The 22,301-nt window shown below is 69.3% G+C and carries 13 protein-coding genes; 4 read left to right on the plus strand and 9 right to left on the minus strand.

From position 1 onward, the window contains the following. Nucleotides 1-53: 53 nt before the first annotated feature. Nucleotides 54-920, minus strand: a complete 867-nt coding sequence (gene ligD, locus ACFZDJ_RS16590) for a non-homologous end-joining DNA ligase (RefSeq protein ID WP_391059660.1) — start codon at nt 918-920, stop codon at nt 54-56. A gap of 159 nt (nt 921-1,079) precedes the next feature. On the opposite strand from ligD, the gene ACFZDJ_RS16595 reads away from it, so the two are divergent. Further along, complete coding sequence (locus ACFZDJ_RS16595) at nt 1,080-2,183, plus strand: Ku protein (RefSeq protein ID WP_391059662.1); 1,104 nt, start codon at nt 1,080-1,082, stop codon at nt 2,181-2,183. Nucleotides 2,184-2,244: 61 nt separating this feature from the next. Here ACFZDJ_RS16595 and ACFZDJ_RS16600 read toward each other — a convergent pair whose 3' ends face one another. From ACFZDJ_RS16600 to ACFZDJ_RS16635, 8 genes are all read right to left on the minus strand, one after another. Further along, complete coding sequence (locus ACFZDJ_RS16600) at nt 2,245-4,005, minus strand: beta-ketoacyl-ACP synthase II (protein ID WP_391059664.1); 1,761 nt, start codon at nt 4,003-4,005, stop codon at nt 2,245-2,247. A 285-nt stretch (nt 4,006-4,290) separates the two neighbouring features. After that, the gene (gene sbnA, locus ACFZDJ_RS16605) at nt 4,291-5,376 is read right to left on the minus strand and encodes a 2,3-diaminopropionate biosynthesis protein SbnA (protein ID WP_168511165.1); all 1,086 of its coding nucleotides are present in this window, start codon (nt 5,374-5,376) and stop codon (nt 4,291-4,293) included. Between the two features lie 156 nt (nt 5,377-5,532). After that, a complete protein-coding gene (sbnB, locus tag ACFZDJ_RS16610) occupies nt 5,533-6,603 on the minus strand; it encodes a 2,3-diaminopropionate biosynthesis protein SbnB (protein WP_391059666.1) in 1,071 nt (356 codons plus the stop codon). After that, the gene (locus tag ACFZDJ_RS16615) at nt 6,600-7,604 is read right to left on the minus strand and encodes a TauD/TfdA family dioxygenase (RefSeq protein WP_390932131.1); all 1,005 of its coding nucleotides are present in this window, start codon (nt 7,602-7,604) and stop codon (nt 6,600-6,602) included. Before ACFZDJ_RS16615 ends, sbnB begins: the two co-directional genes overlap by 4 nt. A gap of 150 nt (nt 7,605-7,754) precedes the next feature. Further along, nucleotides 7,755-11,003: an amino acid adenylation domain-containing protein gene (locus ACFZDJ_RS16620; RefSeq protein WP_391059669.1), complete on the minus strand. Its 3,249-nt coding sequence runs from the start codon at nt 11,001-11,003 to the stop codon at nt 7,755-7,757. Nucleotides 11,004-11,020: 17 nt separating this feature from the next. Continuing rightward, nucleotides 11,021-13,585 (minus strand): Pls/PosA family non-ribosomal peptide synthetase, encoded by a 2,565-nt coding sequence (locus tag ACFZDJ_RS16625; RefSeq protein WP_391059672.1) that lies wholly within the window; start codon nt 13,583-13,585, stop codon nt 11,021-11,023. A gap of 637 nt (nt 13,586-14,222) precedes the next feature. After that, nucleotides 14,223-16,187, minus strand: a complete 1,965-nt coding sequence (locus tag ACFZDJ_RS16630) for an N-acetylmuramoyl-L-alanine amidase (RefSeq protein WP_391059675.1) — start codon at nt 16,185-16,187, stop codon at nt 14,223-14,225. Between the two features lie 368 nt (nt 16,188-16,555). Beyond that, nucleotides 16,556-18,229 carry a M1 family aminopeptidase gene (locus tag ACFZDJ_RS16635; RefSeq protein WP_391059678.1) on the minus strand — a complete coding sequence of 558 codons (1,674 nt, stop codon included), beginning with the start codon at nt 18,227-18,229 and terminating at the stop codon, nt 16,556-16,558. A gap of 236 nt (nt 18,230-18,465) precedes the next feature. Between ACFZDJ_RS16635 and ACFZDJ_RS16640 the strand changes: the two genes are divergently transcribed. The 3 genes from ACFZDJ_RS16640 to ACFZDJ_RS16650 all read left to right on the plus strand — a co-directional run bounded on the left by ACFZDJ_RS16640 (nt 18,466) and on the right by ACFZDJ_RS16650 (nt 22,128). Continuing rightward, nucleotides 18,466-19,305, plus strand: a complete 840-nt coding sequence (locus tag ACFZDJ_RS16640) for a patatin-like phospholipase family protein (protein ID WP_391059681.1) — start codon at nt 18,466-18,468, stop codon at nt 19,303-19,305. Nucleotides 19,306-19,821: 516 nt separating this feature from the next. After that, nucleotides 19,822-20,325, plus strand: coding sequence for a CAP domain-containing protein (locus ACFZDJ_RS16645; RefSeq protein ID WP_390932122.1), 504 nt, complete (start codon nt 19,822-19,824; stop codon nt 20,323-20,325). A 573-nt stretch (nt 20,326-20,898) separates the two neighbouring features. Further along, entirely contained in the window at nt 20,899-22,128 is a 1,230-nt protein-coding gene (locus tag ACFZDJ_RS16650) for a ricin-type beta-trefoil lectin domain protein (RefSeq protein ID WP_391059684.1), read from the plus strand. Nucleotides 22,129-22,301 lie beyond the last annotated feature (173 nt).

Consider the following 22,301-nt stretch of genomic DNA (forward strand, 5'->3'; position numbering starts at 1 on the left):
CCGCGGGGGTCCACGGGGCGCAGCGCCCCTGGCGGGGGCGAGGGACTGGCCGGTCAGGGGGACGGGGTGAGGAGGGGGGAGAGCAGGTCGCCGTGTCGGCGCAGGCGCGGAGCGATGTCGTCGGCGTGGAACACGAGCCGGGACGGGTCGCCGCAGGACGCGACCTCGTCCCAGGTGACGGGGGCGGACACGGTGGGCGCGGACCGCGCACGCAACGTGTACGGCGTGGCCGTGGTCTTCCGCGCGGCGTTCTGACTGTGGTCGACGAACACCTTCCCGGGCCGCAGACTCTTGGTCATCCGGTGGGTGACGAGCGCCGGCAACGCCCGCTCCGCCTCCACGGCCAGCTCCTTCGCGTACGCGCTGACATCCGAGGACGGCATCCGCACCACCGTCGCCAGCAGATGCAGCCCCTTCGACCCGGACGTCTTCGCGTACGCCTCGATCCCGTCCGCAGCCAGCCGCTCCCGCAGCCACAACGCGACCTCGCAGCACTCGACGACCGTCGCCGGCGCCCCCGGGTCGAGGTCGAACACGAGCCGGTCGGCCAGACCGGGCGCGTCCACCTGCCACTGCGGCGTGTGGAACTCGGTGACGAGGTTCGCCGCCCACATCAGCGAGGGGAGGTCCTGGACCAGGACCATCCGGGCGGGGCCCTCCGTCCGGGGGACCTCGGCGGTCCGGACCCAGTCGGGGGTGCCGGGCGGCACGTTCTTGGTGAAGAAGACCTCTCCGTCCGGCCCGTCCGGGTAGCGGAGGAAGGACACAGGCCGGTCGTGGAGGTGCGCCAGCAGGGGGTTTGCGACCGTCGCGTAGTAGTGCAGGACCTCACCCTTGGTGAAACCCGTCGCGGGGTACAGCACCTTGTCCAGATTGGTGAGCGCGAGCCGCCGCCCCTCCACTTCCGTGATCGGCGTCATACGACGAGAGTCGCATGAAACAGCCATCAAGGCGCCCATATCGCCCCGCCGCCCCTTTGCGGATGTGAGGTCGCGCACACCCGTCTAGCCTGGCTTTCAACCGCACCCCGCGAGCCCGTGTCAGCAAGAGAACCCGCGTCAGCAGGAACCACCAGGAAGGTGCCGCACGTGCGATCCATCTGGAACGGCGCCATCTCCTTCGGCCTGGTCAGCATCCCGATCAAGGTCGTGAACGCGACGGAGAGCCACTCGATCTCCTTCCGCCAGATCCACCTGGACGACGGCGGCCGCATCCGGTACCGCAAGTTCTGCGAACTGGAGGACCGCGAGGTCACCACCGGTGAGATCGGCAAGGCGTACGAGGACGCGGACGGCACGCTGATCCCGATCACCGACGAGGACCTGGCCGCGCTGCCGATCCCCACCGCGAGGACGATCGAGATCGTGGCGTTCGTGCCGGCCGAGCGGATCGACCCGCTCCAGATGGACACGGCGTACTACCTGGCCGCGAACGGCGTCCCCGCCACCAAGCCGTACGTCCTGCTGCGCGAGGCGCTCAAGCGCAGCCAGAAGGTCGCCGTCGCGAAGTTCGCGCTGCGCGGACGGGAGCGGCTCGGCATGCTGCGTGTGGTGGACGACGTGATCGCCATGCACGGGCTGCTGTGGCCGGACGAGATCCGGTCCACCCAGGAGGTCGCCCCGGACGCGACCGTGACCGTACGGGACAAGGAACTCGACCTGGCCGACGCCCTCATGGACACCCTCGGCGAGGTCGAGCTCACCGAACTGCACGACGACTACCGCGAGGCCGTCGAGGAACTCGTCGCCGCCAAGGCCTCCGGTGAACTCCCGGCCGCGCCCCCCGCCGGGGAGCGGGCCGGCGGCAAGGTGCTCGACCTGATGGCCGCCCTGGAGAAGAGCGTGCGCGCGGCCAAGGTGTCCCGGGGTGAGGAGACGGGCGAGGAGACCGGGGCGCGGACCGGCGGAGCCGCCGAGGTCACCCCGCTGCCCTCCCGCAGGTCGGCCCGTACGGCGCCCAAGGAGGTCGGCGGGAAGAAGTCCACGTCGACCGCGAAGAAGACGGCGCCGAAGAAGACGGCCGCGAAGTCCACGGCGAAGTCGACGGGCCAGGCGGCCGGCAAGACGACGGCCACCAAGTCCACCGCGAAGAAGACGGCGGCCAAGAAGACGACCGCCAAGAAGGCGACGGGGAAGAAGACGGCCGCGAAGAAGGCCACCCCGCGGGGGCGCGCCTCGGCCTGACCGCCCCGGAGCACCCACGGGACCCGGGGGACACCCCCGTAGCCCCGTCACCTCGTCCGGCTCACCCCGTACGCCGCAGGGCGAGCACCGCGTTGTGCCCGCCGAACCCGAACGAGTTGCTCAGGGCGAGGTCGCCGAGCGCGGGCAGCCGGCGGGGGCTCTTGGTCACCACGTCCAGGTCGATCGCGTCGTCCTGGTCGTCGCAGCCGATGGTGGGCGGGATGAGGCCGTGGTGGAGGGTGAGCACCGTGGCGACGGCCTCCACACCGCCGGCGGCTCCCTGGAGATGGCCGAGGTGGCCCTTCAGCGCGGTCACGGGCACGCTCCGGCCGAGCACGGCGCGCAGCGCGCTCGCCTCGGCGAGGTCGCCGTCGACGGTGGCGGTGGCATGGGCGTTGACGTGGATGACGTCCACGACATGGGCACCGGCGTCGTGGACGGCCCGGCGCAGGGCCAGTGCCACGCCGCTGCCGGACGGGTCGGGCGCGGCCATGTGGTGGGCGTCGGCGGACAGCCCCCAGCCCGCGGCCTCGCAGTAGATGCGCGCGCCGCGTGCCCGGGCGTGCTCCTCGGCCTCCAGGAGCAGGAAACCCGCGCCCTCGCCGTTCACGAAGCCGTCGCGGTCGCTGGCGAACGGCCGGGAGGGGCTGGTGGATCCGAGCTCGTGGGTGGAGAGCGCGCGCATGGCGGCGAACGAGGCCATGATCGCGGGAGTGACGACGGCTTCGGCGCCCCCGGCGAGGGCGACGTCCACGCGGCCGTACCGGATGCGGTCGATGGCCTGTCCGATGGCCTCGGTGCCGGAGGCGCACGCGCTGGTCACGGTGCGGGCCTCGCCGGTGATGTGCAGCGCCAGCGACACCTGGGAGGCGGCCTGCGAGGGCACGGTCATCGGTGTGGTGAGCGGGGAGACCGCGCGTGGGCCCTTGTCCCGCAGCTTGCGGTCGCCGCCGACGAGCACGGAGGCGTCACCGAGGATGGCCCCGACCGAGACGCCGACCCGCTCGGGCGCCAGCCCGCTCTCCGTGGTGCCGGCCGGGTCCAACCCGGCGTCCTGCCAGGCCTCCCGGGCGGCGAGCACCGCGAACTGGGCGGACCGGTTCATCCGCCGCGCCTGTGGCCGGGGCAGCAGTCCGACGGGGTCCACGGGCACGCTGCCCGCGATCCGCACGGGCAGTTCGGCGAACTCCTCGCCCTCCAACTCGCTTATCCCGCACCGGCCCTCGACCAGGCCCCGCCACAGCTCCTCGACCCCGACACCGAGCGGCGTCACGGCACCGAGCCCGGTGACGACGACCCGGCGGGGTGCGTACACCTCGGCGGCCCGACGCGGGCGCGGGTGATGCCGTACGACATGTCCTTTTTTTGAGGCCTGTTCGGCCAAGTCCCGCAGTTCCTCGTCGGGGACGGGAGCCTCGGCCCGGCGGTCCAGGTCCCGGTGCCAGTGACCCCACCTGCGGGTGTACGACTCCTCGACGGCCCGGGGGTCCACGGCGCGCAGTGAGGTGATGCGGTCGCCGTCCCGGAATTCCACAGGGCCGAGGTCGGTGGAGGTGATCTCGGGAATTGCCCTGACATCCATTCGGTGCCAGGCCGTGGTCACTTGGTGGCCGCGTTCGAATACCTCGTCGTGATCAATTCCGCCGAGCGGTGGCCGCAATGTCAGGCGAATGGTGTGGGGAGTCTCGGGCAGAGTGTGCATCACCACGTACCAGGTGTTCTTCGCCACATCCTGTTCGGAGAGGGCGACCAGATCACCGGGGATCACTTCGGCGACGGTGACGGCGTGGGGCTGTACGGGAACGTCGGACGAACGGTGCATGGGGAGCGATTGCTTTCTGTGGGGATTTCAGTCCCCAACTTTCGGTGACAAAGTAGGAATTGCCTAGATGTCCCCATCACATAGTGGGCAACGTCACCGAAAACAGTGATCAGTATTTCGCTCCTGTACCTCCCATACCGCGCCTGGTCGGACAACCGAATCCCGTGGCCGCCGAGTTCGTCGAAGTACCGCCCCGGTGTGGGCGGCCCGGGCCGCGAAGCCCGGTGCCGCCCACCGGCACCGATCGGACGCCGCATCGCGAGGCGACCCGACCCGAAGACGGGCCTAGGTCTTACGGTCCTGGAGCTGAGGGCGTTGGTTTTTGCTGCGCTCGCCGTTCTCGAGGTCGACCGCCCGGCCCCACCGTGTCGGTGGCGTGGGGGAGGGCGCCCAGGAATCGGCGGCGATCTCGCGGGAGTTGAGCACGTCGTCGCCGTAGAGATCCCGCAGCCAGCTGGCCTGGTAGATGGTGTCGAGGTAGCGCTCGCCGAGGTCCGGACCGATGGCCACCGCGGTGAGTTCGCGTGCGTCGTGCCGGTTCAACCAGTCCGTCGCGCCGCTGACCACCGTGCCGGTGGAGCCGCCGAACACGAATCCGCGTCTGGCCAGCCGGTGGCAGGTACGGACGGTGTCTCTCTCCTCGACCCGTATCACTTCGTCCACATAGGACTCGTCGAGCAACGGCGGGCGCATGCTCATCCCGAGGCCGGGAATCATCCGGCGGCCGGGCGGCCCACCGAAGGACACCGAGCCCACGCTGTCCACCGCGACGACCCGCACCGGCCGGTGCCACTCCCGGAAGAAGCGCGCGCAGCCCATCAGGGTGCCGGTGGTGCCGGCCCCGACGAACAGCACGTCCAGCTGCGGGAACTGACGGGCGATCTCCGGCGCCGTCCTGCGGTAGTGCGCCTTCCAGTTGCTCGGATTGGTGTACTGGCTGAGCCACACGTACCGGGGGTCGGAGGCGCACAGCGTACGTACGTACTCGATCCGCGCGCCGAGATAGCCGCCGTTGCTCTCCTGCTGACCGGCGATCATGTGCACCTGGCTGCCCAGGGCCTCCATCATCATCCGGGTCGACAGGTTGCCGCGGGAGTCCGTCACGCACAGGAACCGGTAACCCTTGCTCGCCGCGATCATGCTCAACGCCACGCCGAGGTTCCCGGACGAGGACTCGACCAGAATCGAATCCGGCTTCAGAACTCCGTCCCGCTCGGCGGCCTCCACCATCTCGAGGGCGGCCTTCATCTTGATGGAGCCGGCGAAGTTGAAGCCCTCGCACTTCAGGAAGAGCGGGTGCCCGATGATCGCCCGGAGGTCGACATAGAGATCCTCTTCGTTGAAGGCCTGGGGAACGGAAATGACGGGCACGACGGTCTCCTCAATCTGGAGCAGAGCACTTTCGGAATGTCCGTCCGACCGTGGGCGGGCTTCTCGGTTCTGTGGGCGGGAGCCCGTGTCCACCCGAGTAGGACAGGGCCCTGCGTCAGGGGTCGCTGTCTTCCGCGGCCCGGGTTCGCGGCCGGCTCATCCGTACCGGCTCAGTTCGTGGAAGAAGTCGTCGACGACGTGCAGCTCTCCGCAGCGGGTCACTTCGTCGTAGACGTACTTGCCGACCGCGAGGTCGAGCACCCCGAGGCCGAAGGGCGAGAACACCACCGGCCGGTCCGTCGGCACGGTCACCCGCCCGGCCAGCACGTCGTCCAACGTGCCGTGCACGAAGTCCCGGTTGCCCGTGAGCTGCTCGGCCAGATGCGGCGAGGTGTCGGCCTTCAGGCAGTGCTCGACGTCGTCGACGATGTTGGTCGAGGCGAGCAGGATCTCCGGCGCGAGGTCGCGCAGCGACACATGCAGTACCACCGGATTGTGATCGAACCAAGACAAATCGCCGACGTGTGGCTGCCCGGCGACCGTGGCGAAGACCACCAGGTCGCTGTTGCGGATCAACTGCTCGGCGTTGTCGTGCACGGTGATCCGGCCGGTGGCGCCCGACTGCTCCAGGTAGCACCGGAAACCCGCCGCGCTGTCGGTGGACAGGTCGTGCACACCGATCTCGTCGAACGACCAGCCGGTGCCGACCAGGAACGTGTGGATGTACCGGGCGATCAGGCCCACCCCGAAGAAGCCGACCCGCGCCGGTCGCGGCCGTTCACGGCTGAGCCGGTCGGCGGCCGCGGCGGCCGACGCGGCCGTCCTGGTGGCGCTGATGATCGAGCTCTCCAGACAGGCGAACGGGTAGCCGGTGTCATGGTCGTTGAGGATCAGTACGGCCGAGGCCCTCGGGACACCCGCCTTCACGTTCTCCGGGAAGCTGGAGATCCACTTCAGGCCGTCCACCCGCACCTCCCCGCCGATCGAGGCGGGCAGCGCGATGATCCGGGAGGACGGGCGGTCGGGGAAGCGCAGGAAGTACGACGGTGGGTTCACCGAGTCACCGGCGCCGTGCACCCGGTAGGTGGCCTCGACCAACTCCACGATCTGCTTCTCGCGTCCGCGCAGCGCGCGCTGGACCTGGGCGCCGGGGATCACCGCGAACGGCGGCACGGTGATCGGCGCGGCCGGCGCGGGCTCCGATGCGGTGGAACGGATAGTGGTCATGACGCGGTCACCTCGACGGTCGGAGAGCAGTCGGTCAGAGGCACCGGGTCGGCCAGGGCGACGAGCACTTCGCGTGGTCCCTCGAAGGGCTCCCTGCTGTGCGCGGTGCGGATGTTGTCGACGAGCATCAGGTCGCCCGCCTGCCACGGCTCGCGTGCGGTGTGGGCCTCGTAGACGCTGTTGAGCAGTTCCACGACGTCCTCGCCGATCGGGTCGCCGTTGCCGAAGCGGGTGTTGAACGGCAGTCCGTCGGCCCCGTAGACGTCCATCAGGTACTCACGCACCTCGGGGGCCATCGTCCACTCGTTGAGGAACGCGATCTGGTTGAACCAGCAGCGGCGGCCGGTGACCGGGTGACGCACCACGGCGCTGCGGCGCTGTCGGGTGCGCAGCCCACCGTCCGCCTCCCACTCGAACGCGATCGCGTTGGCGCGGCAGTAGCTCTCGACGGCACCACGGTCCTCGGTGCCGAACGCCTCGGCCACGGACGCCCCGATCTCGTCGTTGTAGCTGCGGGTGAGCAGCCAGCCCTCGCGCTCGAAGCGTTCGGTCAACTCGGCGGGCAGCGCGTCGAGCACGGTCGGCGAGTCGGCGACCGCGGTCGCCCCTCCGTCGGTGGGCGCGCTCAGACAGGCGAACATCATCAGGCCGGGGAACTCGAGCGTGTAGCTCAGTTCGTGGTGCATGCACATCGGCTGGTTCGGCGGCCACTTCGTCGAGGAGTACACGCCGTCGGAGTAGGTCCGCCGGGGCGCGAAGACCTCCTTCTCGGTCATCAGACCGGAGGCGAGCTTCGAGAAGACGGCACCGGTCTCGGCCGCGTCGCGCAGCCCGAGGCCGCGGACCAGGACGCAGCCGTGCTCGGCGACGACGGCACGCAGTGCGTCCCGGTGCCCGGCTGCCCAGCTCGCCGCGCCACCGGTGGCCTTGGCCCGCAGGAGCGGAGGTCTGCCGGACTGCAGTTCCACGTCGACCATCGACGCCGTGGAAGTGGACGACATCTCGATTTCCTTTCCGTAGCCACTCAGTCGGTTGTCACTCGGTCAGTGACTCGGTCAGTCACTCGTCGGTCAGTGACTCGTCGGTCAGTGACTCGTCGGTCAGTGACTCGTCGGTCGGTCACTCGTCGGTTGTCACGAGTCAGTTGTCACTCAGGAAGGAGCGAACAGTTCGGCGGCGCGCAGAACGGCCCGTGCCGCTTCGGCCGGACGGGTGCGCGGGAAGTAGTGGCCGCCGTCGGCGAGCTCGTGCAGGTCGACCTGTTCGGCCAGGAGCTGCCAGTCGCGGTAGCGGTGCGGGTGGTCCGCCGTGCTCGGGTCGTCGGCGGCGACGACCACGGTGACCGGAGCGGACAGCTTCGGCGTCGGCGGGTGGTCCAGGAGGCCGGCGAAACAGCGGTGTGCGGACACGCAGTCGTGCCGGTAGGCGGCACCCACCTGCTCGGCGTGCCGCGCGTCCAGCTCGCCGAGTTCGGTGTACCCGCCGGCCGCGCTCAGCTTCGCGGCGATCTCGGCGTCGCTCAGTTCCGTCAGCTCGTCGATCGCGGCGCGCCGCCGGGCGGCGTCGCCGAGCAGTTGCGCGCCGAGGAACACCCGCTGGACGTCCACCCCGCGCTCCTGGAGCCTTCTGGCCGTCTCCACGGCCGGCGCGGCGCCCGAGGAGTGGCCCCACAGCAGGACCCTGGTCAGGCCTCGTCGGACGATCTCGTCGACGACCTGTTCGACCACCTCTGTCATCGGTGCGAACGGTTCACTGCCGGCTGCCACGTCATGACCGGGCAGCTCGACGGCGTAGACGGCGGGCCCGCCGGCCGGCAGTGCCCTGGCCAGCGGCTGGAAGTTCACCGCGTTGCCGCCGGCGTACGGGAAGCACACCAGGGCACCGGCCTGCGCATCGTCCGATTCCGACAGCGGGTGCAGCAGCCCGGGGCGCCGCTCGGACCTGCCGTCGACCAGCCCGGCCAGGTCGGCGAGGACCGGGTGACGCGTGACGTCCTTGAGGGACACCGCACGGTCCAGGGTGATCGCCAGCTTCACCGCCGACAGCGAGGTGCCGCCCCGGTCGAAGAAGTGGTCCCGCCGTCCGATCTGGTGCTGCGGGATGCCGAGCACCTTCGCCCACGCGGCCGCCAGCCGGTGTTCCGTCGGTGTGTTCGGCGCGTGGTAGTCGTCCTGGACGACGCCGAGTTCTCCGGCGAGCGTCTGCAGGGTCTTCCTGTCGATCTTGCTGTTGGCGGTCAGCGGCAGGCTTTCGCGCCAGTGGAAGGCCGACGGGACCATGTACTCGGGCAGCGACTCGCCGAGCCGGGCCGGCAGGACGTCGCCGTCGAGGGCCCGCGGGCCCGAGTAGAACGCCACCAGGTGCTTGCTCTGATCGGCCCGCTCGGCGACGACCACCGCGCCGTCACGCACCCCCGGCACCCGCAACAGGGTGTTCTCGATCTCGCCGATCTCGATCCGGAAGCCACGGATCTTGACCTGGGTGTCCCGGCGGCCCAGGAACTCCAGCTTGCCTCCGGGCTGCCAGCGGCCGTAGTCGCCGCCCCGGTAGAGCCGGGCCCCCTCACGGTGCGGATCGGCCAGATAGGCCTGCCGGGTGCGCTCGGGGTCGTTGATGTAGCCGCGGCCGACGCAGACGCCGGAGAACACGATCAGGCCGGGGGCGCCGAGCGGCACCGGGGTGAGGTGCTCGTCGACGACGTAGACGCGCACGTTGTTGACCGCGCGGCCGAGCAGGATGCGGTCCGGCGCCCGGTCCATGACCTCGTGGTTGGTGTCGTCCGAGGTCTCGGTGAGCCCGTAGGCGTTGACCAGCTTGATCCCGGGCTGGACGGCGAACCAGCGCTCCGTGAGCTCCTTCTTCAGCGCCTCGCCGGTGACCGACACACATCGCAGGTCCGGCAGCTCGCGGGGGTGCTGCCGCAGACAGGACACGACGACGTCCAGGTACGAGGGCACGACCTGGAGGACGGCGACCCGGCCTTCGACGATCTTGTCGACGAACCGCTGGACGTCCAGGATCACCTCCTGCTCCACCAGCAGGGTCCGCCCGCCGACCAGGAGTCCGGACACCAGTTGCCACAGCGAGATGTCGAAGCACTGGGGCGCGGTCTGCGCGACCACCTGTCCCTCGCCGAGCCCCAGGTCGTCGATCTTGGCGTAGAGGTGGTTGAGCATCCCCGCGTGCTCGCACATCGCGCCCTTCGGCTCACCCGTGGAGCCGGAGGTGAAGTAGATGTAGGCGAGTTGGTCCGGTGCGACGGGCACGCCCGGATCGTCGTCGGCGTGGTCCTCCGCGTAGGCGGCGTCGATGAAGACCTTCCCGATCCCGGGCAGGGACTCCAGGGCCTGGTCGAGGGTGGTGGTGCTGCCGTGTTCGGTCAGCACGAAGGCGCACTCGGCGCGAGTGAGCGTGGTGGCGATGCGGCCGGCCGGGAAATGCGGCTCGATGGGCAGGTACACGCCCCCGGCCTTGAAGACCGCCAGCACGGCGGCCGGCCAGTCCAGGTTGCGTTCGGTCACCACCGCGACCACGTCCTCCCGGCGCAGACCCCGCGCCAGCAGCGCGCGTGCCAGCCGGTTGGCCCGGGCGTTGAGCTCGCGGTAGGTCCACCGCCGTTCACCGTGTACGGCCGCGACGGCGTCCGGGTGTTCCCGCACCCTCTGTTCGAACAACTCGTGCATCCGGCGGTCCGGCAGGTCCCGGTGGGGTCCGGCGAGCCCTTCGAGCTGGAAGTGGAGTTCCTCGGCGGAGAGCAGGATCTGCCGTCCGTGCTCGGCATCCGGACCGACGGCGATCCGGGCGAGCGCGATGACGTGGTAACCGGCGATCCGGGCAGCGCAGTCCGCGTCGAGTACGTCGGTCCGGTACCGCAGCCGCAGCACGAGCCGACCGTCCCGCCACGAGAAGCCGACCCACAACACGGTGTCCTCGGCCAGGTCACCGCCCACACCGCCCGGATCGAACACGGCCTCGAAGGGCGGTTCGGTCAGGCCCAGTTCGCGCCTGAGGTCGTCGACCGGGAAGTCCTTGTGCGACAGCAGCTCCGACGCGGCCCGATGGGCGTTCAGCAGCAGCGTCCGCCATGTCGAGGGTTCGGTCGTCAGCCGGCAGGGTAACGGCCGGCCGCCGTCGGCGGGGACGTAGCCGGACACGACCTCGCGCTCACCGGACAGTGCTGCGAGGACCTTGGCGTGCGCGGCCAGCAGCACCGAGTCGAGCGGTACCGCCAGGTCCTGCGCCAGCCCGCGCAACGGTCCCGCGACATCCTCCGGGACCGTCGTCTCGTGGTCGGCGACGCCCGCCACCGGATGGGGCGTCCACCGCGGCATCGCGGTGAACCCACCGGCCACGAGCTGACCGCGCCAGAACTCCCGATCGGCTTCCACTTGCACTCTCATCGCATCTTCCCGTTCACTCACTGGACCTGCCGGCCGGGGCGGTCACGCTGTGCCTTGTACGCCAGTGCGGCAGGCTGATAGGGGGTGTCGCGCATCTCCGCCGCGGGATTTCCGCCCCACCGGGCGCGCTCCGGGACTTCCTCGCCCTTCATGAGGAAGGAGTCGGAGGCGAGTTCCGCGCCGTCGCCCATCGTCACGCCGTAGTGGACGTGGGCGCCGACACCGAGCGTGGAGCCGGCGCCGATCGTGCTGCGGTCGGACTTGAAGGTGCCGTCCTCCTGCGAGTGGCACTGGATCTTGCTTCCCGCATTGAGCGTGCAGTCGCTCCCGATGGTGGTGAGCATCCGCTCAGTCAGGTGGCAGCCGTCGTCGAAGACCCTGCTGCCGATCCGAACGCCCAGCATGCGCCAGATCAGGTTCTTGAAAGGGGTTCCGTTGAAGATGTTGAGGTAATTCTCGGGCACCTTCCAGAGGCGCTCGTGCCACCAGAAGTACGGTTCGTAGATGGAACACAACTGCGGTTGCAGCCCGCGGAATGCCATGATGCAGCGCTCCACCAGCACGAAGTAGACAGGCGTGAAAGCAAGGCTGAACACCAGGAACACGGCGATCAGTACCTGCCCGTAGGAGTCGTACAGATCGACGTCGGCGAGAGCGACCACCGTGAGGACGAAGAAGTAGATCCACCGCACAAGCAGGAAGAGGACCATCGAGCGCATGTTGTAACGGTTCTTCGCGGCGAGACTGCGACGGAACTCTTCGCCGTTGCGGAGATGGTCGAACCGGGAGTCGCGCTCGACCGACCGGGGAATCTCGAAGCACGGCGAGCCCAGCAGGCCCACCCCCTCGCGTACCTCGCCCTCGAGCGGAATCATCACCTTCGTCGCGAGGAGGCAGTTCTCGCCCGTCCTGGCCCCCGAGGGATAGGCGATGTTGTTCCCGATGAAGTTGCGTGGTCCGATCGAGGCCCTGGACACCCGGAAAGAGGAGCTCGAGTAGTCCGCGTTGACGATGGAGAGCCCGTCGGCGACCATCGTGCCGCTGCCGACGGAGCACAGATACGGGGTCTCGTGCTGCACTTCCGTGCCGAAATTTGACCCGGTCTGTTCGATCCGGGACAGGTCGTATCCGAGGCCGCGCAGATAGTAGACGATGTAGGAGCTGTCACCGAGCAGCCATTTGAAGAACTTGATGTTGGTCATGCGCCCGATCGCGCGGAGCGTCGAGTAGTGAAAGCCGTACAGCGGGTAGACCTTGTCCGGCTCGATGAACAGGTTCAGCAGGCGTGGAACGGTGAACAGCACGGCCACACCGAAGACGACGAAGCCGAAGAACAGCATGAAGGACAGGACCAGCGCGTCGCCGTAGAGACTCGGTGAGGTGAACCCCACCGAACCCGGGCCCAGCCGGTCGTGCAGCGCCGGAATCAGGTCCAACAGCACGTACGCGCCCCCGACCATCAGCGGCACGTAGAGGAAGAACACCTGAAGCAGCGTGACGAAACCGAAGCCGGCCCGGCGCAGTGTGCCGCACGCGGTCGGCTCGACCCTCACGTAGTCGTGCTCGGTGGGCTGTGCCGGGGATCCGTGCCACTGTTGGCCGTCCGGCACCGCCTGGCCGCTGTACAGCGTGGACGTGTGGCCGAGCTGCGCCCCGTCGCCCATCGACGTGTCGATGTCGAGCACGGTCTTCTCGCCGATGAACACGTCCCGGCCCAGGGTGACCCGGCCGGTCTGGATACGGCCGGCGTGCGCGCGGTAGCAGTGGAAGAACGAGTCCTTGCGGATCACCGTTCCGGCGCCGATCGTGAGCAGGTCGGGGCAGGCCGGAGTCTGGCGGGAGAGGATCGTGACCCCCTTGCCGATCCGGGCACCCAGGGCGCGCAGATACAGCACGTACAGGGGATTTCCGATGAAGAAAATCATCGGGTTGGCGTGAATGAGCGCCTTGACGGTCCAGAAGCGCAGATATGTCAGTCCCCAGATCGGAAACTCGCGCGGTTTCCACCGGCCGACGAGAATCCATTTGGCCACGATCGGGAAGGTGCACAGAGCGACGAATCCGATGGAGCCGAAGGCGAGCGATCGCAGGTAGATACCGATCGCGTTCGAGCCGGCGGACACCCATCCGTAGCCCCGGTCGGCGACAATTCCGGCGAGGAATGAATATCCCAGGAAGAACAAGAACTGAAGCGTTCCGCAGAGGACGTACCGCGCCGTCCCGGCCCGGGTCACCACCGTGGCCGGCACCGGAACCGACGACTCGGAGGGAAGCGGTTCGGCGTCCCCGAGCCCCGTCGCCAGGCTTCGGATCGTCGGGTGCCGGTAGATGTCCTTCATCGACGCCGAGGGGAGATCCGGACGCTTCCTGACCCGTGCGCAGAATTGGGCCATCACCAGTGAGTTGGCGCCGAGGTCGTCGAAGAAGTGACTCTCGACCGATACTCGTTCGACGTGGATGACGCCGGCCAACACCTCGGCGAGATCTCTCTCGATGTCGCTCTTCGGTCCGGTGTACCCACGCTTGTCGAGTGCGGATTCACCCGGACCAGGCGTCAGGACTTCGACGGACTTCTCCTCCATACGAGCTCCTTGAGGAACTTTCGAACGCCGCCTGGAAATACGGTCGACGCCCTGCACTCGCGCTTTTTGATGGCCGGAGCGAGTAATCCGGAAGCCATGAGGTCGGAATCTGTTGTCCGGTCACAAAACAGGTCCGGTCACAAGACCGTTGCCTCAGTCTTATCCGCCCACCCGGGGGGCTGCCACTCGAACCGGATCGTGTCGGTATGGCACTGTCCTTCGACGGCGTCAGGGGGTTCTCGCTGCTGACGCCCGACGCCCGCGGCACAGAGCGCTCGCCACCCGTTTTCACTCCTCTTCCACCATCCCGCCCGACGGCACGGCGACGAGTCGCGCAGGGGATTCGCCTTACTGCGTACGAGTGACGTGTACCTGATCCAGAAGGGCGAATGGACGCCGCCGAAGGAGTCGCGGACGCGGAGACCCTGGGGAGGCGGAGGGCTGCGGGGACGTGGAGGGCTGCGGGGACGTGAAGGAGAGGCGCGGCGCGCCGGCCGGGCCTCCAGTCGCTCACGCGCGCCGAGGGGAGGGCACAGGGGCGTCCACGAAGAGGACTGCCGCAGGCAACTCCCGGCACGCCTGAGCCGGAGGCGCCCACGCGGTCGCGTGGGCGCCTCCGGCTCAGGCGGGGACCCCGTTACTGCCCGGCAGGGGGCGCCGCGTGTCCCGACGGCGCCTTCTCCGTGCCAGGTACACGCACCAGGTCCACGTCGCTCGCGCGGACATAGGCGATCCGGTGGCCGAACTGGATCTCGTAGTACTCCTCGCGCCCCGTCACCACCAGGCTCGGGGCGTCGCTGAAGGTCGATCTGTCGATGTAGGAACCGACGGGCCGGGACTGCGCCACGTACCGCTGGCCCGCGAGAAGGGTGTACGGGAGCGGGGACTCGGACTGCTGCTCCACTCCCTCCGGGTAGGCCTCCTCCTCCGGGAGGGCACGCCCGAACACCGGGATCTCGCTCAAGCCCTCCTTCGGCGTCACGAACCGGCCGCTCGCGCCGACGGCCGTCGGATGGTTCTTCGGGTTCTTGAACCACGCCTTGTGGCCCAGGTACCAGATCGCCGTCCAGTCGCCACTGCGTCCGGCGACCGCGTAGGTCTGGCCGGCGGAGACCCGCGACCCCAGGTCGTTGACGTCCTCTGTGGAGTCCTCGCCATTGGGGCGCCGGCCCGGGTCCTGGATCAGTGGCGCGTGCTCGTTCGGCTCGGTGTGCAGGCGGACGGCGCTGGAGCCGTGCGGCGCGCACTTCACTCCGCTCTTGGTGCACCCCGTGAACAGCGGCTTGTGGGTGGCGAAGTCCGGCAGCACGGTCACCAGGTCGCTGTCGGGCCCGGCCGTGGCACGCAGGGGTGCGCCGAGGAGGTCGAAGTAGTGCCGCCAGTCCCAGAAGGGGCCGGGGTCGTCATGCATGTCGGGGATGCTGGAGGCGGTCGGCGACGCCACGTTGTCATGCCCGAAGATGTGCTGCCGGTCGAGCGGGATGTCGTACTTCTTCGCCAGGTAACGCACCAGTTTGGCCGAGGTCTGGTACATCTGCTCCGTGTACCAGGCGTCGGGCTGTCTGAGAAATCCCTCGTGCTCGATGCCGATCGAACGTGCGTTCACGAACTGGTTCCCGGAGTGCCAGGCCACGTCCTTGGTCCTGACGTGCTGGGTGACATGGCCGTCCTTGGAGCGGATCGAGTAGTGCCAGGACGCCTCCGTCGGATCCTGCACGGTCTGACGCATGGACGGCAGGTCCGCCTCCGTGTCGTGGATGACGATGTACTCGATCTTCTGGTCCCTGGGCCGGTCGGCCAGGTCGTGGTTGCCGTAGTCGCCGTTGTCGTCGTATTCGACGTACGGCGCGGCGAGCCAGTCGCAGGTCAGCTCCGCGGGGCACTCGACCTCCTTGGGCCGGCGTGCGGCCTCGGGGTGAGGGGCGCGGGGGCGCACGCTCGGGCTGGCGGGAAGGGTGATCTGCTGTCCGGAGTCGGTGGTGCGGTGCGCGCCCTTGCGGATCACCGCGAAGACGTTGTTCGCGTACTCCGCCGCCGACGCGGTGTCTCCCGTCCCCGGAAAGCGTGCCACCGCCTCCCACCAGTCCGCCGGGTTGGTGCTGAGCGGCTTGCCGAGTTGTCGTTGTGTCTCCGCGAGGAGCGCCGCACCTCCGCGTACGTTGGCCTCGGCATCGGTCCGCAGCCGCGCCACCGGGGCTCCGATCAGGCCGGCGGCCCGGCGCAGGTCCGCGGGCTGCGCGGAGCGTCCGCCCGGGGAGGCCACCCCGGGCGAGGCCGAGGGGCCCGCCGCGGCCGCGGGCGGCTGGGCACCTCCGCGATGCGTCTGCGACGGAGACGGTGTCGGGGACTTGTCCTTGGCCTTGACCTGGCGGGCGTCCACCAGATGCATCGGCCCATAACCGCCGACGACACTCGGGGTGCCCGGCCGGGCGTCCCATCTCGACTGCAGGTACGACACGCCCAGGAGCACACTGCGCGGCACGTGATACTCGTCCGCGGCGTCCGTGAAGACGTTCTGAAGATGCCGGTCGGCCGATGTCCCGCCGGCGCACGCCGCCGGGCCGGCCAACAGCGGCATCAGGAGCGCCGCGGAGGCGGTCATGCGGACTGTACGGCGTTGCTCACGTGGGGAGTTGGGGACACGGGGGGCGACACGTTTTCTCATCGCAAGGGTCTCCAATCATGCTCGTCGCAATCAGGACAAAGGAGTTGCCCTCTGCATCACCCCCCGTACGTTTCCGTGCCCGACACGCCCCGTCGCGCCAAGCGTCACTGGTGTGGCCCAGCCACCCGGCAGAGGCCACCCGGTCGGCGGCAGAACGTCCGCCCCGGCGGGGAGTCGGCGCGAGCGCGCCGTACCGCGCGGGAGTCCCGTCGTACGGGGCGCGCGGGAGCTCCGTCGTACGGGGCGCGCAGAAGTTCCGTCGTACGGGGCGCGCAGAAGCTCCGTCGTACGGGGGAGGTGACGGCTCAGTCCTGGACCGGGTCCACCTGCCAGTCGGGGTGTCCCGGCATGGGCGGGGTGTGGTCCCCATGCAGCCACGGCGTCAGGAACGGCTTCAGGTCCTCGCCCGCGACCTCGGACGCGAGCGCGACGAAGTCCTGGGTATCGGCGGCCCGGCCCTGGTACTTCGTCACCCAGGACCGCTCGATCCTGTCGAACGTCTTCTCGCCGACCTTCTCCCGGAGGGCGTAGAGCACGAGCGCGGAGCCGTCGTACCGCACCTTCTTGAACAGGGCTGCCTCGGTGCGGGGTTCGGCGGGCGCCCCGTCGTCGTGACGCCACTGGTCGTGCTGCTCGTACGCCGCCCGCATCGCGGACTCGACGCTGTCGCCGCCGTGCGCCTCGGAGTAGAGACGCTCGTAGAAGCGGGCGTGCCCCTCGCTCAGCCACAGGTCGGACCAACGCCGGATGGCCACGCTGTCGCCGGTCCACTGATGGGTCAGCTCGTGCACGAGGTCGCGCTCGGCGTCGACCCGGTCACCCCGCAGGTCGCCCTTCGGCACGAGGGACAGCGACTGTGTCTCCAGCGCCACCGGCAGGTCCGTGTCCCCGACCAGCACGCCATAGCGGCGAAAGGGGTACGGGCCGAGCCGCTGCTCCAGCCAGGCCAGGTGTTCGGGCGTGAGCGAGCGGTACGCCGCCGTGTCGGAGACCAGGTCACCGGGGACCACGTCCCGGACGGGCAGTCCGTGCGGACCGGTGCTCTCGACGAACGTGAACTTCCCGATCGCCATCTGCACCAGCTGCGCCGCGACCGGTTGTTCGGAGTCGTACGTCCACAGGACCCGTCCGTCGGGCCGCGGGGCACGGTCGACGAGCCGCCCGTTGGCCACCGCGCTGACACCCGGTGGAGTGGTGATGAGGAAGGTGACCGGCGCCCGCAGGCTCGGATGGTCGTTCGCCGGGAAGATCATCTTGGCCCCGTCGGGCTGCGGATAGAGCACGGTGCCGTCGGGCGTGGGCACCCAGCCGTAGTCCCCGATCGCGTCGCCGCGGTGCCGTCGCTGCGTCGGGTCGGCGGTGTAGGAGACCCGCACGGTGAACGCGCCGCCCTGGGGGATCGGCTTCGCGGGGGTGACGACGAGCTCGTCACCGTCGCGCACGGCCCTCGCCGGTACGTCGTCCACGGTGACCGAGTGCAGTGTGTTGCCCGCGAAGTCGAGGTCGAAGCGGGACAGGGCCTGCGTGGCGCTCGCGCTGATGGTCGTACTGGCGTCGAAGCGCGTCCTGGGCGCCCGCCAGTCGAAGGCGAGCGTGTAGCGGCGGACCGTGTACCCCCCGTTGCCGTCGAGCGGCAGCAGCGGGTCGCCGATACCCGGGGAGCCGGGGGAGGGGGCCGCGCCGGGTGATCCGGCGGAGCGGGTGGTGGTGGCGAGGGTGCCTGGGCGGGCGGGGGAGGGGTGGTCTCCGTGGGGGAGGGCACCGACGAGGACGACGGCACCGCCGATCCCGACGGCGCCGGTGAGGGCGAGGAGGAGGGCCGTACGGCGGGTATGGCGGGTACGGCGGGTATCGCGGGTATCGCGGGTATGGCGGGTATCGCGGGTACGGCGGGTACGGAGGCCTGGGAGACCACGGAGGCAGCGCAGGCCACGCAGGCCACGGAACTGATTCGGCTGCCGGGGGTCGTGGATCTCCATGGCCGCACTATGTCAGCAGGATCAACCCATAACCGCCTATTTCCTTGTACATCCCTGTGGGTCGGTCATCCCGCGCGGGTCCGCTCGAGCGGCGGACGGGTGTGCGAGTCGCGGAGCGGATGCGGATCGGATGCCGATCGGATGCGGATCGGACGGAAGTGGGGATCGCTCCCCATTTACATGCTAGCGTCGGGACGGGAAACGGGGATCGGTCCCCGTTAGTGGGGAGGGTGGACGTGGCGGATACGGCGCTGGTGTTGGGCGGGGGCGGCCTGACCGCGTACGCATGGCAGGTCGGCATGTTGGCGGGACTGGCCGACGCCGGGCTGGACCTCGGCGGTGCCGACGTGCTCGCCGGCACGTCGGCCGGCTCGCTGCTCGCCGTGGAACTGGCCGCAGGGGCGGCGCCCGCCGACTTGTACGAGGTACAGGTCGCCCGGAAGCGAGCCATGATGGAGGTGGACTTCACCTTCGTGATGACGGTCAAGTACCTGTGGGCCGCGCTCGGTTCGCGCGATCCGGCGACCGTGGTCAAGCGGCTGGGCCGGCTCTCCCTGAACGTGCGCGACGTGACGGAGGCCGACGTCTTCGACGCGATCCGCCCCCAACTGCCGGTTCAGGACTGGCCGGAGCGGCCCGTGCGGCTGTTCGCGGTGGACGCGCTCACCGGCGAGCCGGCCGGCTTCGGCGCCGACAGCGGGGTCGACCTGCTGACGGCGATGTCGGCCACGTGTGCACTGCCGCCGCTGTTCCCGCCGATCACGATTGGGGCGGGCCGCTGGATGGACGGAGGCGTACGCTCCACGACCAACGCCGACTTGGCACACGACTGCCGACGGGTTGTGGTCCTGGCCCCGATCCCCGACGTGCCGGGTGCGACCCCGAGCGCCTTCGACCAGGTGGCCTCCCTGGAGGCGGGCGGCACCCGGGCCGCCCTGCTGGTCCCGGACCGAGCGGCCCGCCGTGCGTTCGGCCGCAACGCCCTGGACGCGTCCCGCATTCCGGGTGCGGCCCAGGCAGGGCAACGCCAGGCGGCCGAGTACGTCGAAGAGGTCCGAGCCATCTGGCACGGCTGAGCCTCTACCGATATCGATCTACCGATGACGACCAGCGATGTCGATCCACCGATGTCGATCTACCGATGTCGATCCACCGATGTCGATCCACCGATTTCGATCTTGAGTCCATCGCTGGGCTCCCGGTCCTCCTGCCCGACCGTCTCGGCACAACCTTCGCCGCAACGCGGAGCCGGACTGAATGCCGCATCCGCCGAACTCGCCGCGTCCGTAATCGAGTTACGTCCTTGGATACTCCGCCGCACTTCCCCGCAACTCGGCTGTCCCTCCGGTCGCCGTCTCCGTTCGCTGCACAGGCGCCCCGGACATAGGCTGGTGGTACCGAATGCGGCCAGGCGGCCGCCGACGAGACCACTTTGTCGCCGATGGCTGTCTGGCCACGGCATGAGTCGGCGGTGCGGCTCGCTTCCGTGGCGGCCGCGCTCCACGCCGACACTCCCCAGCAGGCCTTCTCGCCGCTGCTGTTTCCTTTGCGGCCAGGGAGTTTGCTGTTTTCTGTGCGACCAGGGAGTCGCGATGAAGAACCCCACTCTGCTGCGTCGTCGCGCCGCGACCGTCGTCGCAGCGGCGCTGTTGACCGGTGGCACGGTACTGACGACGGGCGCTTCCGCGACCGTCTCCAACGTCAGCCCCTCCGATCAACAGGCCATCGTCTCCGAGACCAACAGCGTGCGCCAACAGGCCGGCCAGTCGCCTTTGACCTGGGACGACTCGCTCGCCAAGGCAGCCCAGGACTGGGCCGACGACCCGGCATCCACTGCGGGCGGCACGCTGCACCACGGCCCGATGAGCAACGCCGCTGAAAACATTTCGTCCTCTCCGGCGGCCTCGGCCACAGGCCGATGGGCAAGCGAGAAGGCCGCCTACGAGGCCGACCCCAACCATGACACCGACAGCCCCGGCTACCAGAAATGGGGTCACTACTACAACATGATCAACGAGCGGTACGGGAAGATCGGCTGCGGCACCAGGAACGACGTTCCCACCGGGTCGATCACGGTGTGCCAGTACGCGCCCTGACTCCGGCGGCATCGTGCAGACAGGTCGGGCTGGGGCGGCACCGGATGGCGCTGACCCTGTACCGGGACATTCACATGCGGTCGGAAAGGCACACTCAGGCACCAGACATACGCACGCGCGTCTGGTGGGCAACCTCCGCGCGCTCGGGCGTTACGAGGAAGCCGATGAAGTCAACGGCGGAGTACCGACGTACGGATCGCCGACGCCCCAAGGAGGGCACGGGGCGCTTGTGCATCGTCCTCGGGGAGTCTGAGCGCTTCTCTTCATAGCGGCCCCCGAGTCTTGGGCTGTTCGAGGAGTCAACCGGCCTTCGTTCGCGCACAGTTGCCGCACACCGAATCGCAGGGCGGCCCTGGTGCCGACCGCTGCGATGAGGCAATCGTGCGGGTATGCCTCAAGGAGGTCGCCGTCACCGGGCATCGTTGACGCCGAACACGGCGTGACGCCCCTCGTGCCTTCAGGATTTGGTCCGGACCAAACTATTGACGCCCCCTTATCTCACTTCTTAAATCAAGAGGCGACGCACTCACCCCCCACCTCGCTCGGCGCACCCGTGCGCCGGAAGGGAGAGCCGTGGTCTCGCCACGATCGCTCCGCAGATGTCTCCTCGCCGCCCTCTCCGCCATGCTGGTCGCGACCGCCGCGATCGGCCCGGCGCGGGCGGACACCCCGAGTGTCGGGGCCGCCGCCGTGACGTTCTCCGACACTTTCGACGGGCCCGCCGGAGCGGCCGTCGACTCCTCGAAGTGGCAGATCGAGACCGGCGACAACGTCAACAACCACGAGCGGCAGTACTACACGTCGGGCAACAAAAATGCGGCCCTGGACGGTCAGGGGCATCTGGTCATCACGGCCCGCCGGGAGAACCCGGCCAACTACCAGTGTTGGTACGGGACTTGCCAGTACACATCGGCCCGTCTGAACACGGCCGGGAAGTTCAACGCCCAGTACGGGCACGTCGAGGCCCGGATGAAGATCCCGCGCGGGCAGGGCATGTGGCCCGCGTTCTGGATGCTCGGCACACCGGTCAACTGGCCGGACTCGGGCGAGATCGACGTCATGGAGAACGTCGGCTACGAGCCCTCAACGGTCCACGGCACGATCCACGGCCCGGGCTACTCCGGCTCGGGCGGCATAGGCGCGGCCTACTCCCTGCCCGGCGGCCAGGCCTTCGCCGACGCCTTCCACACCTTCGCCGTGGACTGGGCTCCCGACTCGATCACCTGGTCGGTGGACGGGACCGTCTACCAGCGGCGCACACCCGCCGACCTGGGCGGCAAAACCTGGGTGTTCAACAAGCCGTTCTTCCTGATCCTGAACCTGGCGGTGGGCGGCTACTGGCCGGGCGACCCGGACAGCTCCACCGCCTTCCCGCAGCAACTGCTGGTGGACTCGGTGTCGGTGACCACGGGCGAAACGGCCGCCGGCGTCGCGATCAGAGGGCTCGCAGGGAAGTGCGCGGACGTCGCCGCGGCGAACTCCGCCAACGGCACCCCCGTACAGCTCTACGACTGCAACGGCAGCGCCGCCCAGCAGTGGACCGTCGGCTCGGACGGGACGATCCGCGCGCTCGGCAAGTGCCTCGACGTCACCGGCAACGGGACGGCGGACGGCTCGACGGTCCAGTTGTGGGACTGCGCGGGCGGACCGAACCAGAAGTGGGCCGTCTCCTCGGCGAACGACATCGTGAACCCGCAGGCGAACAAGTGCCTGGACGTGACGGGCAACAACTCGGCCAACGGCACCCGACTGCAGATCTGGACCTGCTCGGGCGGCGCCAACCAGAAGTGGACGGTCGGCTGAGCCGTAGGCCCTAGGCCACAGGGGGCGCTTCCTCCATACGTCCGCCCGCAGGGTGTGTCGCAGGTGGGTCGCGAACAGCGAGACACAACAAGAAGGAGCGGGAGCCGGCAAGTCCGACTCCCGCTCTCTCACATCGGCATCCGCCCTGGTCAGCCCTTGATTTCTGCTGATCC

Origin of the sequence: Streptomyces sp. NPDC007896 (assembly GCF_042959425.1) — a bacterium.
Classification (GTDB): Bacteria; Actinomycetota; Actinomycetes; order Streptomycetales; family Streptomycetaceae; genus Streptomyces.

Coding starts and splice junctions, on each gene's coding strand:
- ligD (WP_391059660.1), bottom strand. CDS start 920: ATGACGCCGATCACGGAAGTGGAGGGGCGGCGGCTCGCGCTCACCAAT.
- ACFZDJ_RS16600 (WP_391059664.1), bottom strand. CDS start 4,005: ATGCACCGTTCGTCCGACGTTCCCGTACAGCCCCACGCCGTCACCGTC.
- sbnB (WP_391059666.1), bottom strand. CDS start 6,603: ATGACCACTATCCGTTCCACCGCATCGGAGCCCGCGCCGGCCGCGCCG.
- ACFZDJ_RS16615 (WP_390932131.1), bottom strand. CDS start 7,604: ATGTCGTCCACTTCCACGGCGTCGATGGTCGACGTGGAACTGCAGTCC.
- ACFZDJ_RS16620 (WP_391059669.1), bottom strand. CDS start 11,003: ATGAGAGTGCAAGTGGAAGCCGATCGGGAGTTCTGGCGCGGTCAGCTC.
- ACFZDJ_RS16625 (WP_391059672.1), bottom strand. CDS start 13,585: ATGGAGGAGAAGTCCGTCGAAGTCCTGACGCCTGGTCCGGGTGAATCC.
- ACFZDJ_RS16630 (WP_391059675.1), bottom strand. CDS start 16,187: ATGACCGCCTCCGCGGCGCTCCTGATGCCGCTGTTGGCCGGCCCGGCG.
- ACFZDJ_RS16635 (WP_391059678.1), bottom strand. CDS start 18,229: ATGGAGATCCACGACCCCCGGCAGCCGAATCAGTTCCGTGGCCTGCGT.
- ACFZDJ_RS16645 (WP_390932122.1), top strand. CDS start 19,822: ATGAAGAACCCCACTCTGCTGCGTCGTCGCGCCGCGACCGTCGTCGCA.